Source organism: Syntrophotaleaceae bacterium (genome assembly GCA_041390365.1).
GTDB lineage: Bacteria > Desulfobacterota > Desulfuromonadia > Desulfuromonadales > Syntrophotaleaceae > JAWKQB01.
In genome coordinates, this window is record JAWKQB010000001.1 from 1,245,696 (window position 1) to 1,270,359 (window position 24,664).

Consider the following 24,664-nt stretch of genomic DNA (forward strand, 5'->3'; position numbering starts at 1 on the left):
GGAACCAAGCAGATTTCAAACAGATTTTGCTTTTTTCAAAAAATAATAATTCAGAGTCCTGAACAAGGCTTGATAGAAAGCAAAATCTTGAAGACTAGGAAAGATTATTTGCTTAACAGGAGATTTTGTCATACGAACATATGCAATCAGCCTGAATAATGCTCTGAACATATAAATAAGACTCACGCTCAAGCCTGCTCCAACCGATCCATAGCGTGGGATCAAGAGAAAGCAAATTCCGACGGATACGATTAAAGTAGAAACACTTGCTATGAAAATGTCCCGTGGCTTTCCAGATGCTGCCACATGAATTTCAAGAAAATGCCCGAAAGGAAAAATTATGACTCCAGGTGCGAGAGCAATATAAATTTTGGCAGATGGAATAAACTCTTCACCATATAAGAGAACAATGATTGGTTTTATGAAAATCATGAGTGTGATTATAACCAATGTCATTATTATTAAAGAATTTCTGCATAAAATATTTGTTCTTCTTGTCGCTCTTTCTTCTGTTGATGCCGCAGTAAAAGGGAACAGCATTTGGGTGAACGGCTCGACGACGAGTCGGGATTGCCTTCCGACACTTCTAGCCTTTGAAAAAAATCCGACTAGAATGTTATCCCCTGTGATTTTTTTTAAAAATACTAGGGGTAGTTCTTCTACCAGAAGATTGGTAAACATAAGCAGATAGGTCCACCGACCATAATTCCAAAGATTTTTAAGTAATTTCGTTGTTTTTATTTCTTCAATAACATTTTCTTCTACCAAATTTACATTACTTTCCGTTTTTGCAAAAATGATAAGAATAATTGTCATTGCAATATCAGAAAAAACTGATGAAATAATTGCTCCATAAATCCCAAATTTGAACAAAACTACAAGAAATATTACCAAAATCAATTGAATTAAAACGTTTAATATACTGGCTATGTTCAATTTTGTAATCTTCAGACGCCCACTTAAGATTCTCTGAGTGAAATTATTGAAAAACGTGAAAGGGAGAACAGAAACAGCAATCAGGTAATAGGAGAATTGAATATCATTCCAAGGTGAAATGGGATTTTTCCAAATATTAAGAAATATCAGCAAACATGCTATCGATATGACTAAGCTGACATATTTTGAAATTTTGAAAATTTGGCGAAAATCGGCTTTTTCTTTGGCAACAAAAAATGCAAAGGAGCTTCCAAAACCCAGATTTCCAAATCGAAAAGCAAAAGCTTTTACGAGAAGAAGAAGCGCAAGAATACCTACCCCTTCCGGCCCAAGGTAGCGAGCATTGATGATGCTTATGCCAAAGGCCAGAAAGGCCAGAAAGGCTCTCACGAAGGCTGTCTGCATCGTAAATCGGAAAAAAGACATCATACCCCTCCCTACAGGACAACCGAAACTGATGCTCCCAAACTGCATAATTTCGGGATCAGGCGATTGTATCCGCGCTCCACCTGCCATACATCATGAACAACCGTTTCTCCATGTGCGACCAAACCAGCTAAGGTGAGGGCAATCCCGGCCCGAAGGTCGAGAGCCCTTACCTCTGCACCGGCCAGTTGCGTACCCCCGCTGATGCGCAGGAGGTTTTCATCTATGGAGAAGCGAACTCCCATTTTGGCGAGTTCCCGCACATAGCCGTACCGTCCCGGGAAACGCAGATCGATGATCCTTGATTCACCCCGGGCGCACGAACCGTAAACCGCAAATAGAGGCTGCATATCGGAATTTATGCCGGGATAAGGTCCGGTGCTGATGTCAATGGGATAACATTTACCGCCACGAACAATGAGACAGTCATCTCCATGAAAAAACCGGGCGCCGCTTTCCCTGAGATGGATCAACGGGACTTCCAGATGACGCAGGGGAAAGTTGTAGATTTCTATATCCCCTCCCGTGATCACGGAAGCAATGAGCCATGTAAGGGCCTCCATATTGTCGGGCAGAGCCCTGTATCGGGTGCCCTTCAAGCCATCACAACCATGAATGGCGATATGTTCCTGTCCAAAAACTTCAATATCAGCCCCCATGTTTTTCAGAAACTGGATCAGGTCAAGAATTTCGGGGCGAACGTGCGGATTCCATACACGGGTGGTTCCCGTGGCAAGACATCCGCAAATGATGGCGTTTTCAGTGGCCCCGGTAGAACGAAAAGGAAGATGAATGTCGGTGCCTCGCAGTCGGCCTTTCGACTCTGCACACAAAAAATTATTTTCGGTCCAAACCCTGGCGCCCAATTTTTGCAGCACCAATTCATGGAGATCATATTTTCTTTCCCCAATCTGGCATCCTCCGGGCAGCGGAACAGCTCCAGCGCCCGTGCGCGCGACAAGGGCTCCCAAAACGAGAAGGGTATTTCGAATCGAGCGTTTTTTCCAATCCAGGCGGGAGGGAGGTGCCTGATTTTCGGTGATAATGATGGACTCATCCCCTGTTTGGCATGTCTTTCCGAGCAATTCCAGCATTCCTACATGGATCTCGGCATCCTTTAGTTCTGCAGGATAATTTTCAATAAGAACTTCTTCAGAGGAGAGTAAAGATGCGGCCAGCAATCGAAGGACGCTGTTCTTGGCGCCGCTTATTTTGACATTACCGACCAAGCGAGAAGGTTTTATCAAATATTTTTCGAGCTTTTCTTCGTTTACTTTTTCTTCTATAAAAGCAGAAAGTTCTGATTTCATAAGAAGTTCTCCTGCTCATAAATAGAAAATATTTTCGAGAAAATATTCTCGATACTTTTAATCAAATAAATAATTTATATTTTGACCTATATTAAAGAGGTGTTTAAAGAGAGGGGAAATGCGGAAAAAATGTGTTGTATCAAAAATCGACGCAAAACTCCCCTTTGATAAATACTGCAAATCCTGCATCGCATTTAATTAGAATTTTCATTTGTTTACGAAAATAGGCTATCACCGTTTTTTTCTTTTTCAAGCACAGCCATTCCGGGACTGATATCAGTTGGTGGGCAAGGCTAATTTTAATCAATTGTCGCCTTCCACCTGTCTGGCCAATTTTACAAGGATTTCCTCGATATTGGTCAATCCATCATTGTCGTCATCACCATTCGGATTGGCCGGCAAATCAAAAATTCGACGATTTTCCTTCAGTGCGGGGAAACCGCCCACCTCCGACTCCCGCGATATAATGGAGCCTGTCCTCTTTTGGACACTGTTGATGACCCTGGCATCCACCGGATCACGATCTGCCGGACGTGCTCCAGCTCGCGGCAGGAGATAGGTTTCCAGGGTTTTGACCTCATGAAGGGAGACATTCTTGTAGTACACAGGTGGGGATTCGGTCAGGAAAACTTGCGCAGCTCGGGATATCCCGTTGCCCCGATAGCTGTTGCCTTCCGCATAGAACTTGTTGGTCCCTTCGATACTTTTGTAGCTGGTTACGAAATATTTCCCCGCAGGCGTGCTTGGCCCGTAAAGAAATTTGTTTCCGACCATCGAAATCAGGGTTCCCGAACCGGTTCCTCCCAGCGAAAACATGCTGCTGCCGGAGTTGTAGGTGAGGTTGTTGACGGCGGCGACGGAACAATCCCTGTCGATTCGCGGAACCCGCGCATTCGAATGCGCAATCACATTTCTCACCATAGTGAAATTTTGAGTGAAATTTCCGACCAGCAATGCTCCTGTCGCTCCGTTGGTCGTTTCGCTCAGAAGACAATTGCTGAGGGTGACGTTGCGCACATGATTAACGGTGCTGAATATTTCATCCCCGTCACCACCCGGCCAGCTGAACGAGCAATGATCGATGACGATGTTGTAGATGGAACTGCTTGCCGAAGATCCGCCCATCAATCTAAAAACGTCTCGAGGCCCTGATGCCCCGGCCCGTACCCGGATATGCTGAAAGACAACCTCGTAAGCACGGACATCGATCCCCCCCTGAACGGTAATGCCGGGCGAAGGAGCGGTCTGGCCGGCAACGGTTATCCAGGGATTCCGAATGCTGGCCGGAGTGGATCCCAGATTGATCTGTCCGGAGACCTCGAAAACGACAATCCGGGGCCCGGAGGCCTCGAGGGCCGCTCTCAAGGAACCGGTCCCGCTGGAATTCAGGTTGGTGACCTTGATGATCCTGCCGCCCCGGCCCCCTTTGGCATTGGCACCGAAACCTTCGGCGCCGGGGAAGGCCCTGAAGGAAGGCTTCTGACAAGTTTCGATCGTCTTGCCGATCAATCTTCTGTTCCAGAGGCAGCCGATGTTTCGCGATGATATTTCGATGCCGGGGTATATCCATGGAAAGGAAACTTCCAGAGTGGTCACCAGGAGAACCAAAACCATGGCCTTCATGCTACCCCGACCTCCTATACTATTCTCTAATGCAAAGTCCTCCCGGAAAATCCGGAAATGCACGGCATCTATGCAAAAAGGATAAAATTTCGAATTTTGAAAATTTTCCAGATAGCAAAACCGCTCCGATGAACGATTAGCATCCGTTTATGCAGCATATCATGCTTTTGTTGCACAGGACGCAGGGGTGGTGGAAATAAAAAAAATCGCCCCACCTCCACAGGGAGGTGAGGCGAAAAGTGACTATTTCATCTGCATGACATGGCTCTAAAGGTTACCTTGGACCTGCTGTGCCATCTGGTAAAGGGTTTCCTCGATATTGGTATACCCATCTCCGTCGTCATCGCCATTCGGATTGGCCGGAAGATTCAAGGTTCGCGTGTTTTTCGCCAGCGACGGGAAACCTCCCACCTCCGACTCCCGCGATATGATTGAACCGGTCCTTTTCTGGACACTGTTGATGACCCTGGCATCCACCGGATCGCGATCGGCCGGGCGTGCTCCCGCTCGCGGCAGGAGATAGCTTTCCAGGGTTTGGACATCTCTTGCCGTGACGTTGTTGTAGGAGACCGGAGGCGATCCTACGACAAACTTTTGGGCACTGCTGGAGATGCCGTTACTCGGATAACTGTTGCCTTCGACATAAAATTTGTTGGTCCCTTCGATACTTTTGTAACTGGTTACGAAATATTTCCCCGCAGGCGTGCTTGGGCCGTATAGAAACTTGTTTCCGACGATCGAAATCAAGGTTCCTGACCCGGTTCCTCCCAGCGCAAACATGCTGCTGCTGGAGTTGTAGGTGAGGTTGTTGACGGCGGCGACGGAACAATCCTTGTCGATTCGAGGAACCCGGGCGTTCGAATGGGCCAGCACATTCCTCACCATGGTGAAATTATAGGTGTAGTTTCCGACCAGCAATGCACCTGTCGCTCCATTGGTCGTTTCGCTCAGGAGACAATTGCTGATGGTGACATCCCGCACATGGTTCACCGTACTGAAGATTTCATCCCCGTCACCACCCGGCCAGCTGATTGAGCAATGATCGATGACGATGTTGTAGATGGAGTTGCTCGCCGATGATCCGCCCATCAGTCTGAAAACGTCTCGAGGTCCTGATGCCCCGGCCCGTACCCGGAGATGCTGGAAGACAACGTCGTGGGTGGTGATGTCGATCCCGCCCTGAACCGTAATTCCGGGCGAAGGAGCGGTCTGGCCGGCAACCGTGATGTAGGGATTTTGAACTCTGGCCGCCGAAGAGCCCAGATTGATCTGTCCGGAGACCTCGAATACGACAATCCGGGGCCCGGATGCTTCGAGAGCCGCCCTCAAGGAACCGGTTCCGCTGGAATTCAGGTTGGTGACCTTGATGATCTTGCCGCCCCGGCCCCCTTTGGCATTGGCGCCGAACCCTTCGGCGCCGGGGAAGGCCCTCAAGGGACCGCTAGCGGAGGGAGGGGTTTCCGACGGGTTATCAGCCTGGATCGTTCCATACAGTTTATTGCTTTTTTTGAAAACATACGGATTCGCCTGTACCCAACGGGCTTCCACTTCAAAGCTGTGCTCGAGTCCCGGGCTCAGCCCGCTGATGACGGCCGTATTTTGGGTGGTGCGCCAGGTGGTGTTCGTATCCTTCCCGTCGATCCAGATATCGTAGCCGCCGGAGGGTACGCCATTGGAATTTTGCGGCATGGTCCAGGAGAGAACCATGTTCGTTCCTTCGGCCTTGACTGAATTCAACACCGGCGCCGGATAAGAGTCAGCAGCAGCGGCGATGTTGACCACGACCGAAACCGCTGAGGAGCGTTTGGAATTGCCGGCCTGGTCATAGGCAACCGCGGCAAGAGTGTGGGTACCGTTGTTGGCCGGCGCAACTGCCATCGAGGCAGAATAGGGGCTCGTGGTGTCGGATCCGATGAGATGGGTGCCATCGTAAAAGTCCACTTTGGCCACGGCGACGTTGTCGCTGGCGTTGGCCGTGATGTTCAAGGTCTGGGCACTGGTTATGGTGGTATTTGCCGAAGGACCGGTTATAGACACGGCCGGAGCGGAGGTGTCGCCGGCGGCAGCACTGACCGTCAGTTCTTTGGACCGGGGGTAAGCATAAGGGCTTGCCTGGGTCCACCGGGCTTCAACCAGGAACCGATGGGTTGCCCTGGTGTCGAGTCCGCTGATGGTCCGGCTGGTGCCGGTTGTGCGGTAGGTGGTGTTGGTGTCGTGACCATCGATCCAGATGTCGTAACCGCCGGCCGGGGTCCCGTTGGAGTTGCTCGGCATGCTCCAACTCAGGACATAGGACCCGTTTTCCAGTTTGGCACTGTTGAGTACCGGAGCCGGATAAGGATCGGTGGCGGCGGCAGCATTCACCGTCAGTTCGTTGGACCGGGGGAAAACATAAGGGCTTGTTTGGGTCCACCGGGCTTCAACCAGGAACCGATGGTTTGCCTTGGTGTCGAGTCCGCTGATGGTCCGGCTGGTGCCGGTGGTGCGGTAGGTGGTGTTGGTGTCGTGCCCATTGATCCAGATGTCGTAACCGCCGGCCGGGGTCCCGTTGGAGTTGCTCGGCATGCTCCAACTCAGGACATAGGACCCGTTTTCCAGTTTGGCGGTGCTGAGGACGGGAGCTGGATGAGCGGTCGCCGTCTCCACCGTCACCGTTGCAGAACGGGGGAACTGGGCGGGAGTGGCCTGATACCACCGGGCTTCCACGCTGAAGGTATGCTTGACGGCGGGGTCCAGACCGCTGATGGTCTGGCTGGTGCCGGTGGTGCGCCATCTGGTTGCGCTATCCTGGCCGTCGATCCAGATGTCGTATCCCCCGGAAGGCACTTCGCTCGTTCCGGCGGGCAGGCTCCAGTTCAAGACATAATTGCCGTCAACCATTTTTGCGCTATTCAATACAGGGGCCGGATAGGTGGCCGCGGAAGCTTCTCCTGAAAAACCTGATAACAGAGCAAGGCCGATAAGCCCGCATAGCAGAGTTGAAAAGATATAAGTTCCTGCTTTTCTTCCTGCTTTTCTTGCTGACATCTTTTTTCCTCTCCTTGTCAATTTGGGCCCGCCTCATGCGGGTCCGGTCACAGCATGGGATTCCATCGCCTGGGTGCCTTGAAATTGGCACAAAAAAACGCTTCCTTCGGGCAAGAAAGCGCATAAGAAAAACACCTCCTTATGGTTTTGCGCTTTCACATTCTTTTCGGTAACCTGGCCATCCACTCCCTGGAGAGGGGATCCACGGCTTTGCGTCCCCGAATCACTTCGGGTTTGCCCTTATCGAAGACTGCGGTTGAACCAGACCTCCCTTGCTTTGGTTTTACTCTCGTGAGAGAGCTTTGCTTTGTTTTCTGCTCTTGAGCAATCCATGTGCCACAAGCGTTTTTAAACGCAAAAACAGATACTTACTTGAATTTAATGGACAATGATTCCGACAGCTTAGATAGATGTTCAGGACAAAGATAATTTTTTCCTAACTTTGGGATGCCTTACCGGCAAAACCAGAGGGAAAAATTTTTTCTTGTGATTTCAGGAAGATAATGACCAGGGAGAGAAAAGGGGAAATCGCATGCAACAAAAAATGTCTTTTCGCCAAGCCTTTTAGCGAGGAAAAAACCTTTATAAATTGCACATCTGCACATAAGGCCAGGTAGAAATGCTTTAAACATCAAGGATGACAATGGGTTGCAAGCCAGATTTTTTGTCGGGAGAATACGACAAGGCAGGATTAATTTGACGGGGAACTAAGTCGGATGTCCATGAGAGCTTCTGCTGCATCCTTCCCGGTCTAATGAATATTCCGGGCGGGTCATTCTGTGAGAAGTTTGTGCTGTAGCCAGAGAGAGACGGACGGCTCCAGCGTATCTGCCGAACTGGGTGAAGAAAGCTGGAAAAGTTATGAATTTATAAGAGAAATCACCTGAGGCTGGACCCTTTTTGGAAAACCGTCGTTTTATCATGAACACCCTCCAGCCAATTTACGAATTCATCGGCCAGTTTCCTGCGCCCGAATTCCATTTCGGCCAGGCGCCGGGCATTCTTCCCCATAGTCTCGAGTTCGCCAGGATGGTCGGCCATGTACTCCAGAGCGTCCGCGAAAACTTTCGGATCCGAGGGAGGGACGGCAAGGCCGCAGTTGTGCTCCTGGATCAGATTCGCAAGCCATCCCGGATAGTTGTTGAGTACGGGCAGCCCCGAGGAGATGTAATCGAAGAATTTATTGGGGGACGTTCCGTAATAAAAGGCTGGAATGTTGGCCAGAATCATCAGCCCGACATTGACACTTCTCTGCAGTGCGGCCAGCTTCTTTCGGGGAATGGAATCCAGAAAAAGGCAATTTTTTAAATTTTCCGCCGCTGCCCGCTGCTGAAGGGCCGGCTTCATCTTCCCCTCGCCCACAAAAAGAAGGTGGATGTCGTCCCGCTGACGCCGCATCAGTTCAGCGGCCGTATCGAGCAGGGCGTCAAGACCATTGGCCATTCCGTGCGCCCCGGAGAAGATGGCGACAAAATCTTTGCCCTGTAAAATTTTCGGGCGATAACTGTTCCCGTCCGGTGTAAACAGATCGAGATCGCTGCCGTTGGGTATCAAGGCCACCTTCTGCGGATCGATGCCCCTTCGGATAATCCCTTCGACTATCCCTGGCGAGAGCCCGATGCACCTTGTGGCCGTGTGGTAGGACAGCCATTCCAGGATGTCCAGGGCTTTCAGAATCAGGGGGTTGCTGACAATCCCCATTTCCCTTGGAAGCTCCGGCCAGAGATCCCTGACTTCGAACACAAAAGGTTTCCGCCGCAGAAGGCTGGCGGCGATCCCCGGCACTCCGGCTGTGAGGGGCGTTGAGGTGGCGAAAAGAAGATCGTATTTTCGGGTCAGGGCCAAACCGAGGCCGCGCATTGCATAACGGAGAAACGTGATGCTTCTTTTAACAAAGCCGTCGTAGTTGGAATAGGGAAGATGCCATTCGACAACTTCGATCCCGTCAACGTTTCCGGTCCGCTTGCCGTTTTGGAAGTCGCCACTTAGCCCTGTATCGGAGCGGCCCGTGGTTCCGCAGACCATGGTGACTTCATGGCCCTTGGCAATCAGGGCCTTGGCATTTTCATAGGATCGGCTCCCTGAAGAACCTTCATGAGTGGAAAAATACTCGTGGAAGTATAGAACTTTCAAAGTATGGCTCCAATCACTTAAAATTAAAATAGAAGCTGGATTTCAGAAGTAATTATAGCTTTACATTCTTCTATCTCAACCTCCAGTACAGGAATTGGAGTCTTTTTTAAATAATATTTTGACTCATAACCTTGAACAATTTCAATTCTTCTAATATTCTTATTGCTTTCTATTTTAATTTTTATAAATTTTGACTCTATTTCTTCTTTAATTATATTCCATTTTAAATCAATCAATCTCCATCTTAATACAGCCTTTTCGAACCTCCCTTCAATTTCATCAATGATTTTTACGATTTTATCCTGGATTTCAATAGTCCTTTTATGTTTGTTATCCAAGTAATCATTATAAGATCCAGACCATGAGACTTTTTCTTTCTCTTCTTGCAGGCCACTTGACTTATTCAGCTCCAGCCAGCTTCCTCGTAAAAATCGACTGATTGAAGGCATCTGGTCTTTTCCGTCAAATTCAATAGTGTTATGGGCCCTTGTCGAGGAAAAATAACTTTTCCATGGTTCATCGGCATAGGAGTAGGAGCCGGAGTCCCGGAGGATATTCCTCCCCTGATGCCAAAGGTCAAAATGAAAGGCGTCTGCGTGGGCCGGCCGGAACCGGAAACGGGGATAACGCAAAAGCCCCCAGGTCCCCTCTCCGATGCAAAAATGAACATATCCCCCGATGGGAAAATCCCTGGTTCTTTTTTCAAATCCAGCCTTTTCTCCCCTGCCCTCCTGCAGATCCAGCCAGAATATCGGTTCGTCCCAGGGCCCCATTGGATAGACTTTTCTGCCGAGGAAAAGAACTGCTCCCAACTGAACGCTGGGTCTGTAGTCGCGATAATCTGTTTCCGCGAGAGGAAAGAGACGGGCGCCGTCGTTGGGCCCGAGATTGGGTGCATGACCACTTTTTTCATCGACCATCTGGTACAGCCACTCGACCGCTGCCCGGGATCGCTGATAGAAGCGGGGCGAAAATTCTTCCAGAGACAGCTCCCGCCGCCAGAATTCGACCTGATTAAGGGTTTCCACCAGGAGGCGGTGATAATTGAGAGAGTGCTGGGAAAAACTGCCGTCCTCCCCTATGAGCCTGGCCACCCGGTTTTCCAACCACTTTCGCCCTTCGTCTTTCCACCTCTCAGCCTGATGCCTGTATCCGGCGCTCGCCCCATGGAGTTCCAGCCAGCCTCCGCCGATGAACAGGGCGGCGGCTTCGCTGGTGCCATGATTGTTGTCCTGTGCGAGTGCATACCTCACGGTCGGCTCGATCCGTCCGCAGTGTTCGAAAACGAATCGGACCAGGGCCTTCGCCGGTTGCCTGTGCTGGCGGAGCAGGAAAGCTGCCAGCAACAGCTGTAGCATTCTGATGCCGGTTTCCTGGCCGCACATCCAGTTGGGCCCAGAATTGAGAGGATTTTTTGTGATCCAGTCCCGACACCATTCATTGAGGCTGCGCAGATATCGGAGATCTCCCGAGTGCCGATAGGCCCGAGCGAAGACAAGAGCCCAATCGAAACGGGAGGGTTCCCAGATCACCTTGATATCACCGATTTCCGCATCAAAATCTTGAAGGGCGGACCAATGCGTCCCTGCGGCGTCGATCCGTTTTCCGGTCATCGGGTTTCGGAACCAGTCCGGCGGTGCCCCCGTCTCGAGTTCATGGCAGGAAAAATAGATCAATTTTCCTGCAAGCTGCTTCTCGGCCCTTCTGACAACAGTCTCCCCTTCGAATCCGGCGGATCTGTCTTCTCCCCCGCTGTCGAGTTCAAACAGGTCGTCTTGGTAGGCATTGCCGATGGGCAGGCGCTTCAGATAAAAACCTCGCCGCCGGCGCATCCGAAAAAAAGCCACAGAGGCCACATTGGTTATTCCCAGCTTCCGGACCACGGGCAGCAGGAGCCGCAGCCGCCTGAAGAGACTCTGCCCTGGGTCGGGGTCCATGTTTTTTCCGGGCTCAGGGATAGGCCGCAGTCTCAGCCTTTCCTCCGGTTCGAAGGTATGATCCTGTTCAGCGGTTGGCATACTGCGAACCTTTCTGAATTTTACGAAACCTCATCATAACGGGCGGAGTTTCGGCACCAAAGCTGCCAGGCTTCATCGGGACGATGACCCGATCCAGCTCAAAGGCAGCACCTAATATGTCCTCGGGCTGATCACCGGAATGCCTCGCCCAGTACCAGACCGTGTCATAGCTGCGCAGAAGTTCACGACTTTTCTTGTCGAAAAAAGACTCGCTGCGGTACCGGGAGTCCGCCACATCCAACCAGGTGGCCCCTCGGGAAACAATTCCGATTTCCTCAGGGTCACGGCTACTGACAAAGGCAACGTTAAAGGCGCCATCGCCATAAAACCTGGCTCTCATGGCCGTAACCATGTTCGGAAACAACCATGCCTCTTTATCCCCGGTCTGGATCAGGGTCCTGGTAACGACCTCTCTGACCTCCTGTCTGCCCAGGTACTCCCACCTGAAAAGTCCGAGACTGACCAGGGACAGACTGAGGATGCCCGCCGTTGCCGCTACCTTTAAGGGAATACGAAGCAGGGAAAGCCCGCAACCCACCAGCAGGATCGGAAAGATATTGGCGATAAAAGTGTACCGGGAGGAAAAAGACAGGCTGCCGACCAGCCCTGACCTGATCAGCGGCACAGCCACCGTGGCCAGGAATAATCCGGAAAGCAGCATCAGAACAGGCCGATTGACCCGTAAAAGATAGATGAAACCCAAAATGCCGGTGAAGCCGAAAGCGGCAGCCGCAGCCGCTCCTCCGGCAGCCAGCCAGAACAGGCCCACCTCCGGCCTGAGAAAGGTGGTTCCCAGAACATGAACCAGGGGCAAACCGGCCAGATGCCAGAGATGTTCGGCCCCGCCACCGGTATTGATGGCCTGAGTCATCATGCTCGGAAGCCAGAGCATCATCAGGCCGAGAGAGCCTGCTCCGGCCACCATAAGGGCTAAAATTTGCCGCGGCCGGCTCCGCAGCACAACCAGCATGTAGATCCCGCTGACAAGGGCGGCCACGGCGCCGCTGTAATGGGACCAGAAGCAGGCGGCACAGGCCAGGGCCCAGTAAACCAGGGCGGCGGAAGACCCGCTTTTCGCATAACGGTCGGCTTGAGCCAGAATCAACACCGTCAAAAGTCCGGCAAGGGCATAGGCCCGCAATTCTGTCGCCATGTAAACCTGCCAGGGATGGATCGCGGCGAGCATCCCGCAAAAGAGAGCCACTCTGGTGGGTACCCAGCGTAAAAACAGCCGCACCATCAGCACGATAGCCGCCAGATTCATTGCCAGGGGCAACATCTTCCAGGCTGAGATGTTCTCCTCCACAAGCTTCATATAATAATGAAGAAGCAGCATGAAAAGAGGCGGATTGGAAGGATCCAGAGCAGCGCCTGAGAGAATATCCCCTGCCGAGCAGCGGGCAATCAGGACATAATTGATCTCGTCACCAGTCAAACCGGGGTCGAATGCAAAGGGCAGCCGGATCACCAGGGCCGTGAAACCAAGGGCCACCCACCAGCCGGAAGTGATTCGGTCCGGCAGGAGATTATGGCTCGAAGCAGGTTTGAGAAAAGTGTCCACGGCTTGTCCTCTATTCGGCATCAGTCGCGAAAAGTCCAGAACTTGTTGCCGATAAAATTCAGGCTCATGGAAAAAGCTATCGCCAGCAACTGGGACATCTCCGGCAACCAGTTCCGATTTTGCACGAGATACTTCAGGATCCCGAGGTTGATAAGGAGTGCAGCCAGGTTGACGATCAAAAACCGGCCGAACTCGACCTGTTTTTTCCCTCCCGCCCGCGAAAAGGTCCATTTTCTGTTGAGAATGAAGCTGTTCATAAGACCGACGCCATAACCGGTGGTCGATGCGATCAGATAATGAACTCCGAACAGACCGAAAAGGAACAGGAAAACCAGGTAATGAAGCCCGGTGTTCACAAAACCTATCAGGGAAAACTTGATAAATTGAATGCCCGATGCAAGTGCGATTTTCATTTGAAGGCGACCTTTTTTCCTTTGACAGCATCGACCCTGGGCCGGTTTTTGGCTTAAAATATCTTTAAACTTCCGTCACTTGAGGCCTTCAGGTTCATATTAAAACTGTCCACCGCCGACCCGGGTTTCCGATTGGGCAAAAGGCTGCTGAAAATTGATCTCTTCATCGGTGATATAAATCGGCCGCCCCTTCATCTCTTCATAGATTCTCCCCAGATATTCTCCCAGAATGCCGATGGCAATAAGCTGGATTCCCCCGAGAAACAGGACAGCAACGAAAATAGAAGCCCATCCCGGCACCACCCTCTCCGGATAGAAAAAGCGGGTCATGAGCCCGTAACCGAGAAAAACGAAACTGACCAAGGCACTTAAAAAGCCGAACGCCGACGAGATTTTGAGGGGCAACTGTGAAAAGGACAGAATACCGTCCGATGCAAACCGGATCATTTTTTTCAAAGGATATTTGGTTTCCCCTGCGTGGCGGACCTGGCGAACGTATTCGACCTTGCACTGACGGAAGCCGATCCAGCTGACCATTCCTCTGATGAATCGGGCCTTTTCCCGCATCTTTTTCAGTTCTTCGACAACTTTTCGATCCAGAAGGCGAAAGTCACCGCTGTCTGCAGGGATATCGATCGAAGTCAGTTTCCTCAGCAGTCTGTAGAAGATCGCAGCCGTGAGAAGTTTGAACCTCGTTTCCCCTTCCCTCCTGGTTCGAACTCCGTAAACGACCTGATACCCGTCCTGCCATTTTTCCACCATTTCGGGAATGATCTCCGGTGGATCCTGCAGATCGCCGTCGATGACGACCACGGCATCTCCGCAAGCTCTGTCCATACCGGCGGTAATGGCTATCTGGTGCCCGAAATTCCTGGAAAAACTGATCAATTTGACGTCCTCATCTTTTCGGCAGAGTTCCTTGGCCAAAGATAGAGTGCCGTCCTTGCTGCCATCGTTCACCAGGATTACTTCGTGATTAAGGTGAAACTGGCAAAGCATTGTTTTTAATCTGCTATAGATTTCGTGGATGACGTCTTCTTCATTATACAAAGGGACAACGATACTTAGGACAAAAGCGGACATTTAATCCCCCTTTACTCCTCCCTTTTTATGTTTGTAGAAATTTTTCTTTTAATAAAAATTATCTTTTTCAATTTCTACTATTACCAAGCAATTTTTTTATGTCAAGAAGTTGTTATATTAGAGCACTTATGAATACATCCTGAATTTATTAAAACCCGATTCTTTTCTTCACATTAACTGGATTCTCCCAAATTCCATGATAAGTTTTTGAATAAATATAAACAGATTTATTAAAATTTTAAAAAAAATATCTTAAGTCAGTGATTTTTGTCGCTCACCTGAGAGGTGTTTTAAGGAATGAAAATAACCTGCTTGATAGATTCTCTTAATTCTGGAGGGGCCCAAAGGCAGCTTTGCCTGCTTGCCGTCGAATTGAAGAGAAAAGGATGGAATGTAGAAATCGTTACTTACCATGATTTCAATTTTTTTCTTCCCCTTGTTGCTAATGAAAAAATAACACTGCAAAACATTGAACCCGGAACCCATCTGCAGAGAATCCTGAGGGTTAGGAAATATCTGCGGCGCAGTGAACCCGATATTGTTCTTTCTTATCTGCATACCCCAAATTTACTTGCCGAACTCGCTGGTCCTCCATTTCGAAATTTTAAGGTGATCGTTTCCGAGAGAAACACCGAATACGGCAGGGTCCGCGCTGGCACTTTTCGAAGATTTCTTTTCCATCTCCTGGCCGATGCCGTAGTCACAAACTCGTTTTCGCAGGCTGATTTCATCAGCCGTATTGCTCCGTGGTTAAGATCCCGTACAGCTACCATCCCTAATTGTGTGGATCTTGAAAAGTTCCATCCGCGCGAACATCTGAGCGAAAATCCTTCGGCAACGATCAGACTGCTCGTTCTTGGCAGGTTCGAACCTCAGAAGAATCCTTTTATTCTTCTGGCAGCCCTGGAGATTCTGGTCAGAAGCCATGGGGTGACGGATGTCGAAGTCGACTGGTATGGAAACAACTTCTATCTTGATGGTAAAGCCACATCCAAATCAGATCTTTTCGACCGCTTGCAGAGGGAGATCGACCAGAAATTTCTGTCCCCCTACTTTCGCCTGCATCCGCCGGAAAAGAATGTGGTCGCCCTTTACCAATCTGCCACTGCAGTGTGCCTGCCTTCTCTCCATGAGGGATGCTCCAATGTCATTTGTGAAGCCATGGCGTGCGGCAGACCGGTATTGGCGAGTCGCGTTGCGGACAATACTCTTCTGGTTGAGGACGGCATGACCGGCCTTCTCTTTTCTCCGCACGATCCGGAAGATCTTGCACAAAAAATACTGCTTTTTCAGGCCCTGCCTGCCGAAACAAAACAGGAAATGGGCAGAAGGAGCCGGTCAAAGGCGGAGCGGGATTTTTCACCGGCGGAATTTGTCAACAGATATCTGGAGCTGTTCGAGGGTCTGCAGAAAGGATCGAGCTTCAGATCCAGTCGAAGTCGGGCTTGAGACGGAAGGAGGGTTTCATGGACAGAATCCCCGATCTGGCCATACTTGGTTCCTATCCACCTCCCTTCGGTGGTGTGACCATTCACACCCGGCGGCTGTGCAAACTGCTGGATGAGAGACGGATCGACTATATCGTGTTCAATGCGGCATCGGATGCGGAAAATGGTAAAAGGATTTTTTCCGTTTTTCGCCACCGACGCCGATGGTTGTTGCGTTATGCCCTGTTCGGCGATCATCCGGTCGTTTACATCATGTCCCCCCGTCTCATGTCGTGGCTGCTGGGTGCCTTCCTGGACAGGGTTCGAGGCAAAAAGGTCATCCTGCGGATTCAGAATTCACGCCTGATTGATTGGAACGGTAATTTTCTTCTCACTTCCCTGTCACGGTTCTCCCTCTGCAGAGTCAGTGAAATCATCGCCGTCAACAGGGAAATCGGACGTAAGCTGGTGGACCTCGGGGTGGATGAGGGTAAAGTTCATGTCCTGCCCGGTTTCCTCCCGCCCGTTTCGCAAGACCTGGAAGAAGAAAAAATTCGACCTGAAATCAGGCAGTTTCTTGAGCACCGTCGGCCGGTCATTGCAGCCAACGGCAAAATATCCTTTTATCGCAATACCGACCTCTACGGTCTGGACCAACTGGTGGACCTGGCTATTGAACTTAAGCCTGCTTTCCCTGATCTGGGAATCATTTTCTGTTTTTCCGAATTTTCCGAAAAAGATCGGGATTACCTTGACGGATTATCGGCCAGAGCAGCAGCAAACGGAGTGAGCGGTAATATTTTCTTCAATCTTGAAGGGGGCCCCTTCTTACCTGTCCTCGCAAAATCTGACCTGTTCCTGAGGCCGACCACAACCGATGGTGACGCCAATTCCATAAGGGAGGCCCTCTACCTCGGGGTCCCGATCATAGCCAGTGATGCGGTCGGACGTCCTCGAGGAGTGACCTTGTTTGAATCAAGAAATTTTTCTGCTCTGCTTGAAACAGTCAGATCCTGTCTCAGCAATGGAGGGAAAGCGACCAGGAGGGCAGCATCGGTTGATGACGAGACCCGGGACACTGTCGAGCAGTATCTTGAATTGCTGTGCAGGAATGCGAAACCTTTGCCGATTTCCAACCCAATTTATTCATACCAACCCGGAAGAGATGGCTATGGAAAAGACGGAATCGAAAAGAATCAGTAGAGAGGGTAAGGCTCTTGTCGGTATTTTTGTTTTTGCCGCTTTAGCTGCCATGGTTTTTTCCTTTCTCGGGCCCGTAAACTTTCTGCTGTTGTCGTCGGGTATAGCGGTTATGACAGCGGTGCTGCTGAAACCTTTTTACGGGCTCTGCTTCCTGGCGGTATCCATCCCCTATGCAGGAATCCTTCAGATCGCTCCCAAATTGACTGCAAACAAGGCATTCGCCGTCTGGGTTGTATTGTCTTTTCTTCTCGGCCTTCTGGTGAGGAAGGAAAATCTTAAACTTTTCTCCTCGTTCACCCTGAGATTCTACATCGTGCTCCATGTCTATCTCTTTGTTTCCTTCCCTTTCCGAACCGTAACTCAGGAAAACCTCGAAAGCCTGTTTTCGAAAATTTTCCTTCTTGGCCTTGTTTTCCTGATCGCGGCCATTCCGGTGAATTTCAGGGAATTCAGAATTATCTGCCTAGTGTCCGCAGCCGGATCGGCACTTTTGGGGATATATATCGCCTTGTTCGGAATGGAAAAGGTGGTCGGGGAATATGGAACCCGTTTGGCTGCAGGGACGAACGAAAATGTTCTCGCCCATGCTCTGGGTGTCGGTCTGCTTCTTTCTTTTTTTGCAATGAAGGATGCCGACAGGAAAATAAAAGGGGCTATCCTGTTTCTGGACGTTTTCTCCGTATACGCCATTCTGCTGACGGGGAGCCGGGGGACCTGGCTGGCCCTGGTTCTGAGCGTTGCCCTTTTCCCCCTTTTCGCTCCCGGCATTCCCCTGAAAAAACGTTTGCAATATATCCTGTCCGGCATACTGACTGTGGGGATTATCAGCGGGGGTTTGATTTACGGCCTGTTCGGTCAATGGGGACAACTGGTGATGGATCGTCTGGTCGAGCACGATACGATGGCCCAGGCGGCAGGTGGACGCGTCAGCAACATCTGGCCGTTCTACCTGGGGAAATTTTCCGAGAAGCCGTTTTTCGGTTGGGGACCGGGAGCCAGCGAGTACCTGGGAATGTCGGCTCACAACGACTTTTTGTGGTCCCTGGTGGAAATGGGCGGGGTCGGCTTCATACTGCTTCTTCTGTTCTTGGCTTTCGCCCTCAAAGAGATCCTGGCCAACAGGGACACCACCTTGCGCCTGCAGGCCCTGATCCTGTTTACCTTCCTTCTTCTGGCCGGGCTGACCCACAACACCCTCAGCCTGAAATCCTACGCCCTGGCCTGGGGAGCTTTATGCTTCTTGGCCAAGTTGTCCGTAAAGCAGGAGATCCAGCCCCGCCCAACGCCTGCAAGGATCCAATCATAGCCGGTTTTTCTCCTCCTTTGGCTGGGATTTCTCACAGAAAAACCTGCCGATGGAACGAATTGAATCAGCGACTTGGCTTAAATCCGAGGTTCTGGGGGCGAAAAGGCGGATCAGCCCCGTTCCGCTGAATTTTTTGAAAGCCAGGCAGAGAATCAGAAGGCTGGCGAGGTGACTGCCGAGCACCCCGATAGCGGCCCCCATCATGCCGATCCGCGGCAGGAGCAGATAAAGCAGAAGGATGTTGACAACTGCTCCCAGAGCCACGCTGAGGGAGGCGTATCCGGGACGGTTGGTCCCGAGAAAGTAGGGTTCCAGCATCTTTGAACCGCAACGCAGGGTCATGCCGACGGCCAGCACCTGAATCAGGGGAACAGCTGGCAGGAATGCCGGTGAAAACAGAATAGTGACGATCGGATGGGCCAGAATCGCAATCACCAGCAGCAGGATTCCGCAGGAAATTCCGGCCAGCCGAAAACACTCAGCCACCAGATCCCTGCGACCGTCGGGGTCCCCGGCTATACGGGGGCTCAACACCTTGTTCAGGGAATCGGGGATGACCAGGACCTGCGCCATGAGCCGCATGGCAACGGAAAACATCCCGATTTCCGCCTGGTTCGAAAAAAATGCCATGATCATTGTGCCCATTTGGGCATTGGCCTGATTGCTGATTTTTCCTACGTAATACTTGCTTCCATAGACCAGAATTTTTTTCATGCCATTGAGGTTGGGTCGGGTCCATCCCAATTGAAATCTGGTTCGGAAAAAATAGAAACAGAGAACAATGATCACGGTTTCGCTGGAAATATTGGCGAACAGAGCGCCCTCCACCCCGCCTTTGAACATCCCGACGAAGATCAGGGTGAAAAGCAGATTTCCTACCGCTCCGGCAATGGAGACGGTTGAATAACAGGCAATGTCCCTGACGGCGACAAAAAGCCTCAAAAAAACCGTCGAAAATATACCGAACGGTATGGTGAGGATGGCGACGAGGAACTGGCTGTGGGTCGCTTTTGACAGGAATTCAAAATCGCCCTGCAGCAACAGCAGCCCGACTGTCATGGCCAGGATGCTGGCCAGCAGACTGTAAATCGAGACATAGACGGCACCTTCGGACAGGGTGAAATGTTTTGCAGCGACAAAATAGATGCTCGCGCTTTCACATCCCAGCAGAAAAACCAGGGTCAGCATCATGGAAAAAATCAGACAGACTGCGTAGGCCCCCCGACCTTCGGGCCCGAGAACCCAGGCAAGGCAGCTCTGCGTTCCCAGAACCATGAACAGACCGACGATACGGGTCATGAACGTAACACTGAAGTCAAGAAAACCGATGCGCATGGGAGCTTCCCGACAGGAAAGAGATGAATATTAAAAGACTCAATTGCTGTTTTTGGAGATAAGGTATCTGTTTTTTTTGGAGGACAGGTATCTATAGAAGGAACCTCCGGGCAACGCTGCCAGGTAATGCTTATAACACCTGAAATTAACAGGATTTTTTTTAATAGCCGCAAGCAGGTTTTTTTTCCCGTTTTCGACATCCCCTTTGGCACAGTAAAGGAAGCCGATAACGAAATAGTGATGACTCAGGACCTTCGGTTTATTTTGAACAAGGGGCATGATCTTCTTGAGAAGTTTGACTTTCCCTTGAATTTTCGAACCCATGTTGTGAGTGATTCTCGCATCATGGTTCAAGAACTTCACCAGGGGACAAGAAACATAATCGATCGGGCGAACCTGAGCGATTCTTATCCAGAGATCCCAGTCCTGAGAACTGGGCAGGCTGACATCGAATCCACCGACCTGATTAAAGCAGTCCCTGCCGACGACCGCCGATGAGGTTGTCCCGATACAGTTTTCCATTAACAGGAGGTCGTCCAGTTTTCCTCGCCATGAGGGCTGGAATTCCCGGTAAATCTCGTTGTTTTCAGCATTGACGTAATAGTATCCGCTATAGACCATGCCCATTTCCGGATCGGTTTTGAAAACTTCAAGCTGCCGTTGCAGTTTGTCCGGAAGCCACTCATCGTCATCGTCTAGAAAAGCGAGGTATTTACCGCTTGAAACAGCGACACCGGCATTTCTCGCCTCTGCGGCGCCTTTCCGTTCAGTCTGGCGGAAAAACTTCAACCGGGGGTCCTTGATCTGCTCCACCACTTCCGCAGTTTCATCCTCGGAACAATCGTCCACGACAATGAGTTCAAGGTCTTCAAAGGTCTGGTTCAATACGGAATTTATCGCCTTTTCTATCATGTGGGCGCGGTTGCAGGTGGGCACGACGACACTCACTGAAGGCATAGAGCTCTCCTGTTGATGGTTTAACGGCCCCTTCTGTTCATCATGGCCGAGTCAAGCGGAGGGTTGCCACCTTCGACCTGACGGGCGAAGTCGTGAAGAACCTCCTCGATATTTGAATAACCGTCCGCATCATCATCCCGGTCGGGCGCATGGGGAATTTTGAAGGGCCGGAACGAAGGCCGGCATTCGGGCCACCCTCCAACCTGTTTCGGACTGTCGATAATCCTGCCCGTTCGCTCCATGACGTCCCGTAGCACCCTGGCATCGATCGGATCACGGTCACTGGGTCTGGCCCCGACATGGGCCAGTAACCCCTCTTCACTTTTGTGCGCCGCCACCATCCGCAAAGAATCGGGCCAGTCCAGGGGGGAGGATATTTTTGAAATTTTCCGGTTCGAAGGGCACAGAATCACACCCGCATAGCGGTTTCCGGAAAGGTAGACTTTGCTGTCGGGGGTGTCCTTGCCAATCTTGATGGCACAGGCGTTCTTTGGAGTGTCTGGACCCGAAATGAACAGGTTACCGACAATGGTCGCCCTTGATGGGCCTTGCTTCCAGCCGTCGCTGATATGAAAGAAGGATTGGGAACCGGTATTATAAAAGACGTTGTTTACGGCAATCAGGGACACATTGCCGTAAACCAGGGGATTCCTGGTTTTGTTATGAGCGAACAGATTGCCCCACAGGGAAAGGTTCTCGATGTTATTACCGACCAGCAACCCCTTGGAATGGGCTCCTTCCGGATGGATGGAATGGTTCAACCCCTCGCTGATGATCGAATTCCCGATGGTGACATTTCGCACCCGGCTGCCATCGAGCTTGGCCCAGACCGACATGTTTTCGTCTGTGGCCCAGCTCACGGAGACATGATCGATCACCACATTTTCGGAAGGGCTGACGATCTTGAGGCCATCCCGGCTCTCGGGATCGGGACCTTTCCGGCCATCCCCGCACCGGATTTTCAGATGCTGCACCAGAACATCGTGGGTGGCGATGACCAGGCCGGCTCCCTTGAGGGTGATTCCCGGCGATGGAGCGGTCTGTCCGGCCAGGGTGAAATAGGGATTGGAGACGGTAACCTCCTCGTCCAGTTCAATGATTCCTCCAACCTCGAAAACCACTATGCGAGGACCTTTTCGCTCCAGAGCTTCCCGCAGGGATCCCTTCCCGCTGTTTTCCAGGGTGGTGACCTTGATGATTCTACCTCCCCTGCCCGCCGGCGTTTCGGTTCCGAATCCCTGGGCTCCGGGAAAGACGGAAACCGCTTTTTCCCGAGGATGAAAACAGGACATTCCCGACAAAACCGCAAGAAAGAAAATCGTCGATGACAGGACTGCCCCGATCCGCAGCAGGTGTCTCATCTCAACCTCACAGAAGATTCATGGATTCTAACATTGCGTCAAGTATAGCAGGATTTTGCAGACATAAAAAAAAGGGCCTTCGTGCCAATGTACGAAAGCCCTTAAATCTACGTCATATTTTCAAAGGTGGATTATTTCTGCCCCACCTGTACAGCCATCTGGTACAGTTTTTCCTCGATGTTGGTGTAGCCGTTGCCGTTGTCGTCCCCATTGGGATTGGTCCCCTCATCGAAGGCCCTGTAGGCGTCGGGATAGTTCGGCCAGCCGCCGGGCGCTCTGGTTCCGTTGCCATCGACGCTGTCCACCCAGCTGCCCTTTTTGTTGACCACTTCACCTGTGGAGGGGTTGGCGATGCGGTTGTCAACGGCATCGCGTTTGGCGGGTCTTGCCCCGGCATTGGTCAGAACGCTGTTCAGGATATCGTTCTCTTTGGTCAAGTACTTGATGCCGGACAGGGACACCGGAGGAGCCGAGGTGAAGTAACCGGTGCTTCCCGATTGAACCTTGCCGCCATCATAGTAGTTGGCCGTTTCGTGGACCGCGGTTCCGGAAGGGGAACTGCTTTCGATTTTGATGGCCGCCGGTGCCGTCGTACCGGGCCCTTTTCGGAAAACATTGCCGACCACGGTTGCCTTGGGAGGGCCGTCTCCCCAACCGTCGCCAATGGAGCAGAAGGAATAGGCACCGGCATTGTAGAACACGTTGTTGACGATCAGGATCTCCGTACGACCGTAGACCATGGGGTTGCGGGTCTCGTTGTGGGCCTGGAGATTGCCGATGAAAGCGATGTTCTTGTTGCGACGTCCGGCCAGATATCCTTTGGAATGCTTGCCGTCGGTATGAACCGAGTAGCGCAGGCATTCGCTGATGATGTTGTTGGAGAAGGTAACATCACGCACGTCGGTCCAGGTATCGGCGTTTTCATCCACGCCCCAGCTGATGGAACAATGGTCGATCACGACATTGTAGGACGGTTTGAGAATCTGGACGCCGTCGGGGGGCGAGGTCGCCACCTCGTCGCCGACGCGGATGGCAAGATGCTGCACCAGCACGTCGTTCGTGGTGATCGACAGGCCATACCCCCGGATCATGATCCCCTGACCGGGGGCCGTCTGGCCGGCGACTGTGCAATAGGGGTTGCGTATTCTCAGGTTGGAGTTCAGATGAATGGTCCCCCCCACCTCGAAGACGACGATCCTTGGACCGGACGCTTCCAGGGCGGCCCTCAGGGAGCCGGAACCCGAGTCGTTCAGGTTGGTGACTTTGATGATCTTTCCGCCGCGGCCGGCCTTGGAATCGGTACCGAATCCCTGAGCTCCGGGGAATATTTTCACCGGACCGGAGATCACGGGATTTTTGGTGCCGCCCGCAGTGGTGTCGCTGTCAGGCATGGCCGCTGCCGCGACCGACAGCGCATTGCTTTGCGGAAATTCAACGGGGTTCATCTGCGTCCACCGCGCCTCGATCACGAAGCTGTGCTTGGCACTGGTATTCAGACCACGGATGGTATGGCTGGTGCCGGTGGTACGGTAGGCGGTGTTGGTATCGTGCCCGTCGATCCAGATGTCGTATCCGCCTGCAGGAGTGCCGGCCGGATTGTTCGGCATGGTCCAGCTCAGGACATATGTCCCGTTCTCCAGCTTGGCGGTTTGCAGTTGAGGAGCGGGGCAGGGTTTTGCATCCGCGATGTTGACCGTCACCGGGACCGCCGTCGACCGGGTCGAGTTCCCTGCCTGATCGTGGGCCAGAGCGGTCAGGGAATGGGTTCCGTTGTTGGCTGCGGTGATAGGAATGCTGACCGAATAAGGGCTGGTGGTATCGGTCCCGAGCAGACTGGTGCCGTCATAGAATTCAACCTTGGTCACCCCCGTGTTGTCCTTGGCTGCAGCGACGATCGTCAGAGTCTGTGCCCTGTTCAGCGCGGTACCGGCGGCAGGACTGGTAATCGCTGCCGTCGGAGGAGCGTCGGCTCCCTGGGCATGAACGGTCACCGCTTCGGATTGCGGGAAAACCACCGGGCTCGTCTGAGTCCACCGCGCCTCAATGGTGAAGGCCTGAATTTTGTTAATATCCAGTCCGGAAATGGTCTGACTGGTATCGGTGGTGCGGTAGACGGTATTGGTGTCGTGCCCGTTGATCCAGATGTCGTAACCGCCGGCCGGAGTTCCGTCGGGGTTGTTCGGCATGCTCCAGTCCAACAGATACTTTCCGTTTTCCAGTTTTACGGAATGGAGGACGGGCGCCGGATGAGCGGTCGCCGTCTCCACGGTCACTGTTGTGGAACGGGGGAACTGGGCGGGATTCACCTGGTACCACCGGGCTTCCACGCTGAAGGTGTGCCTCACGTTGGGGTCCAGACCGCTGATGGTCTGGCTGGTGCCGGTGGTGCGCCATTTGGTTGCGCTATCCTGGCCGTCGATCCAGATGTCGTAGCCACCGGAAGGCACCTGGCTGGTTCCGGCGGGCAAACTCCAGTTCAAGACATAATTGCCGTCAACCATTTTTGCGCTATTCAATACAGGGGCCGGATAGGTGGCCGCGGAAG

The 24,664-nt window shown here is 51.8% G+C and carries 16 protein-coding genes and 1 riboswitch; of the genes, 3 read left to right on the top strand and 13 right to left on the bottom strand.

All coding sequences use genetic code 11. The features are described 5' to 3' along the window. Positions 1–15: 15 nt before the first annotated feature. The 9 genes from R2940_05865 to R2940_05905 form a co-directional block, all read right to left on the bottom strand. The gene (locus tag R2940_05865; GenBank protein MEZ4599296.1) at positions 16–1,326 is read right to left on the bottom strand and encodes an oligosaccharide flippase family protein; all 1,311 of its coding nucleotides are present in this window, start codon (positions 1,324–1,326) and stop codon (positions 16–18) included. 47 nt (positions 1,327–1,373) lie between these two features. Continuing rightward, positions 1,374–2,672, bottom strand: a complete 1,299-nt coding sequence (locus R2940_05870) for a UDP-N-acetylglucosamine 1-carboxyvinyltransferase (GenBank protein MEZ4599297.1) — start codon at positions 2,670–2,672, stop codon at positions 1,374–1,376. Positions 2,673–2,975: 303 nt separating this feature from the next. Beyond that, complete coding sequence (locus tag R2940_05875) at positions 2,976–4,295, bottom strand: hypothetical protein (GenBank protein MEZ4599298.1); 1,320 nt, start codon at positions 4,293–4,295, stop codon at positions 2,976–2,978. 267 nt (positions 4,296–4,562) lie between these two features. Then, positions 4,563–7,322, bottom strand: a complete 2,760-nt coding sequence (locus tag R2940_05880; protein ID MEZ4599299.1) for an Ig-like domain-containing protein — start codon at positions 7,320–7,322, stop codon at positions 4,563–4,565. Positions 7,323–7,487: 165 nt separating this feature from the next. Continuing rightward, a riboswitch (cyclic di-GMP riboswitch) is annotated at positions 7,488–7,571 on the bottom strand. Between the two features lie 630 nt (positions 7,572–8,201). Beyond that, positions 8,202–9,455: a glycosyltransferase family 4 protein gene (locus tag R2940_05885; GenBank protein MEZ4599300.1), complete on the bottom strand. Its 1,254-nt coding sequence runs from the start codon at positions 9,453–9,455 to the stop codon at positions 8,202–8,204. 23 nt (positions 9,456–9,478) lie between these two features. Continuing rightward, a complete protein-coding gene (locus R2940_05890) occupies positions 9,479–11,131 on the bottom strand; it encodes an alginate lyase family protein (GenBank protein MEZ4599301.1) in 1,653 nt (550 codons plus the stop codon). A 328-nt stretch (positions 11,132–11,459) separates the two neighbouring features. After that, positions 11,460–13,034 (bottom strand): hypothetical protein, encoded by a 1,575-nt coding sequence (locus R2940_05895; GenBank protein ID MEZ4599302.1) that lies wholly within the window; start codon positions 13,032–13,034, stop codon positions 11,460–11,462. Positions 13,035–13,054: 20 nt separating this feature from the next. Next, positions 13,055–13,447, bottom strand: coding sequence for a GtrA family protein (locus R2940_05900; protein ID MEZ4599303.1), 393 nt, complete (start codon positions 13,445–13,447; stop codon positions 13,055–13,057). Positions 13,448–13,546: 99 nt separating this feature from the next. After that, entirely contained in the window at positions 13,547–14,530 is a 984-nt protein-coding gene (locus tag R2940_05905) for a glycosyltransferase family 2 protein (GenBank protein MEZ4599304.1), read from the bottom strand. Positions 14,531–14,827: 297 nt separating this feature from the next. On the opposite strand from R2940_05905, the gene R2940_05910 reads away from it, so the two are divergent. The 3 genes from R2940_05910 to R2940_05920 are packed head-to-tail and all read left to right on the top strand — an operon-like array spanning position 14,828 to position 18,466. Continuing rightward, positions 14,828–15,979 carry a glycosyltransferase family 4 protein gene (locus tag R2940_05910; GenBank protein MEZ4599305.1) on the top strand — a complete coding sequence of 384 codons (1,152 nt, stop codon included), beginning with the start codon at positions 14,828–14,830 and terminating at the stop codon, positions 15,977–15,979. Positions 15,980–15,996: 17 nt separating this feature from the next. Continuing rightward, positions 15,997–17,160, top strand: coding sequence for a glycosyltransferase family 4 protein (locus R2940_05915; protein MEZ4599306.1), 1,164 nt, complete (start codon positions 15,997–15,999; stop codon positions 17,158–17,160). After that, positions 17,129–18,466: an O-antigen ligase family protein gene (locus R2940_05920; GenBank protein MEZ4599307.1), complete on the top strand. Its 1,338-nt coding sequence runs from the start codon at positions 17,129–17,131 to the stop codon at positions 18,464–18,466. The genes R2940_05915 and R2940_05920 overlap by 32 nt, the downstream gene beginning before the upstream one ends. Here the strand turns inward: R2940_05920 and R2940_05925 are convergent. From R2940_05925 to R2940_05940, 4 genes are all read right to left on the bottom strand, one after another. Further along, the gene (locus R2940_05925) at positions 18,461–19,801 is read right to left on the bottom strand and encodes a polysaccharide biosynthesis C-terminal domain-containing protein (GenBank protein ID MEZ4599308.1); all 1,341 of its coding nucleotides are present in this window, start codon (positions 19,799–19,801) and stop codon (positions 18,461–18,463) included. The two genes, R2940_05920 and R2940_05925, sit on opposite strands and share 6 nt — an antisense overlap. Positions 19,802–19,840: 39 nt before the next feature. After that, positions 19,841–20,758 (bottom strand): glycosyltransferase family 2 protein, encoded by a 918-nt coding sequence (locus R2940_05930; GenBank protein MEZ4599309.1) that lies wholly within the window; start codon positions 20,756–20,758, stop codon positions 19,841–19,843. A gap of 20 nt (positions 20,759–20,778) precedes the next feature. Continuing rightward, on the bottom strand, positions 20,779–22,119 hold the full coding sequence (locus R2940_05935) for a hypothetical protein (GenBank protein ID MEZ4599310.1): 1,341 nt from the start codon (positions 22,117–22,119) through the stop codon (positions 20,779–20,781). A 131-nt stretch (positions 22,120–22,250) separates the two neighbouring features. Further along, positions 22,251–24,620 (bottom strand): Ig-like domain-containing protein, encoded by a 2,370-nt coding sequence (locus R2940_05940; GenBank protein ID MEZ4599311.1) that lies wholly within the window; start codon positions 24,618–24,620, stop codon positions 22,251–22,253. Positions 24,621–24,664: the final 44 nt, after the last annotated feature.

Excerpts from the sequence above, each read along its gene's own strand:
- R2940_05870 (MEZ4599297.1), bottom strand. The coding sequence starts at position 2,672 with ATGAAATCAGAACTTTCTGCTTTTATAGAAGAAAAAGTAAACGAAGAA.
- R2940_05875 (MEZ4599298.1), bottom strand. The coding sequence starts at position 4,295 with ATGAAGGCCATGGTTTTGGTTCTCCTGGTGACCACTCTGGAAGTTTCC.
- R2940_05880 (MEZ4599299.1), bottom strand. The coding sequence starts at position 7,322 with ATGTCAGCAAGAAAAGCAGGAAGAAAAGCAGGAACTTATATCTTTTCA.
- R2940_05900 (MEZ4599303.1), bottom strand. The coding sequence starts at position 13,447 with ATGAAAATCGCACTTGCATCGGGCATTCAATTTATCAAGTTTTCCCTG.
- R2940_05905 (MEZ4599304.1), bottom strand. The coding sequence starts at position 14,530 with ATGTCCGCTTTTGTCCTAAGTATCGTTGTCCCTTTGTATAATGAAGAA.
- R2940_05910 (MEZ4599305.1), top strand. The coding sequence starts at position 14,828 with ATGAAAATAACCTGCTTGATAGATTCTCTTAATTCTGGAGGGGCCCAA.
- R2940_05915 (MEZ4599306.1), top strand. The coding sequence starts at position 15,997 with ATGGACAGAATCCCCGATCTGGCCATACTTGGTTCCTATCCACCTCCC.
- R2940_05920 (MEZ4599307.1), top strand. The coding sequence starts at position 17,129 with ATGGAAAAGACGGAATCGAAAAGAATCAGTAGAGAGGGTAAGGCTCTT.
- R2940_05925 (MEZ4599308.1), bottom strand. The coding sequence starts at position 19,801 with ATGCGCATCGGTTTTCTTGACTTCAGTGTTACGTTCATGACCCGTATC.
- R2940_05930 (MEZ4599309.1), bottom strand. The coding sequence starts at position 20,758 with ATGCCTTCAGTGAGTGTCGTCGTGCCCACCTGCAACCGCGCCCACATG.
- R2940_05935 (MEZ4599310.1), bottom strand. The coding sequence starts at position 22,119 with ATGAGACACCTGCTGCGGATCGGGGCAGTCCTGTCATCGACGATTTTC.
- R2940_05940 (MEZ4599311.1), bottom strand. The coding sequence starts at position 24,620 with ATGGTTGACGGCAATTATGTCTTGAACTGGAGTTTGCCCGCCGGAACC.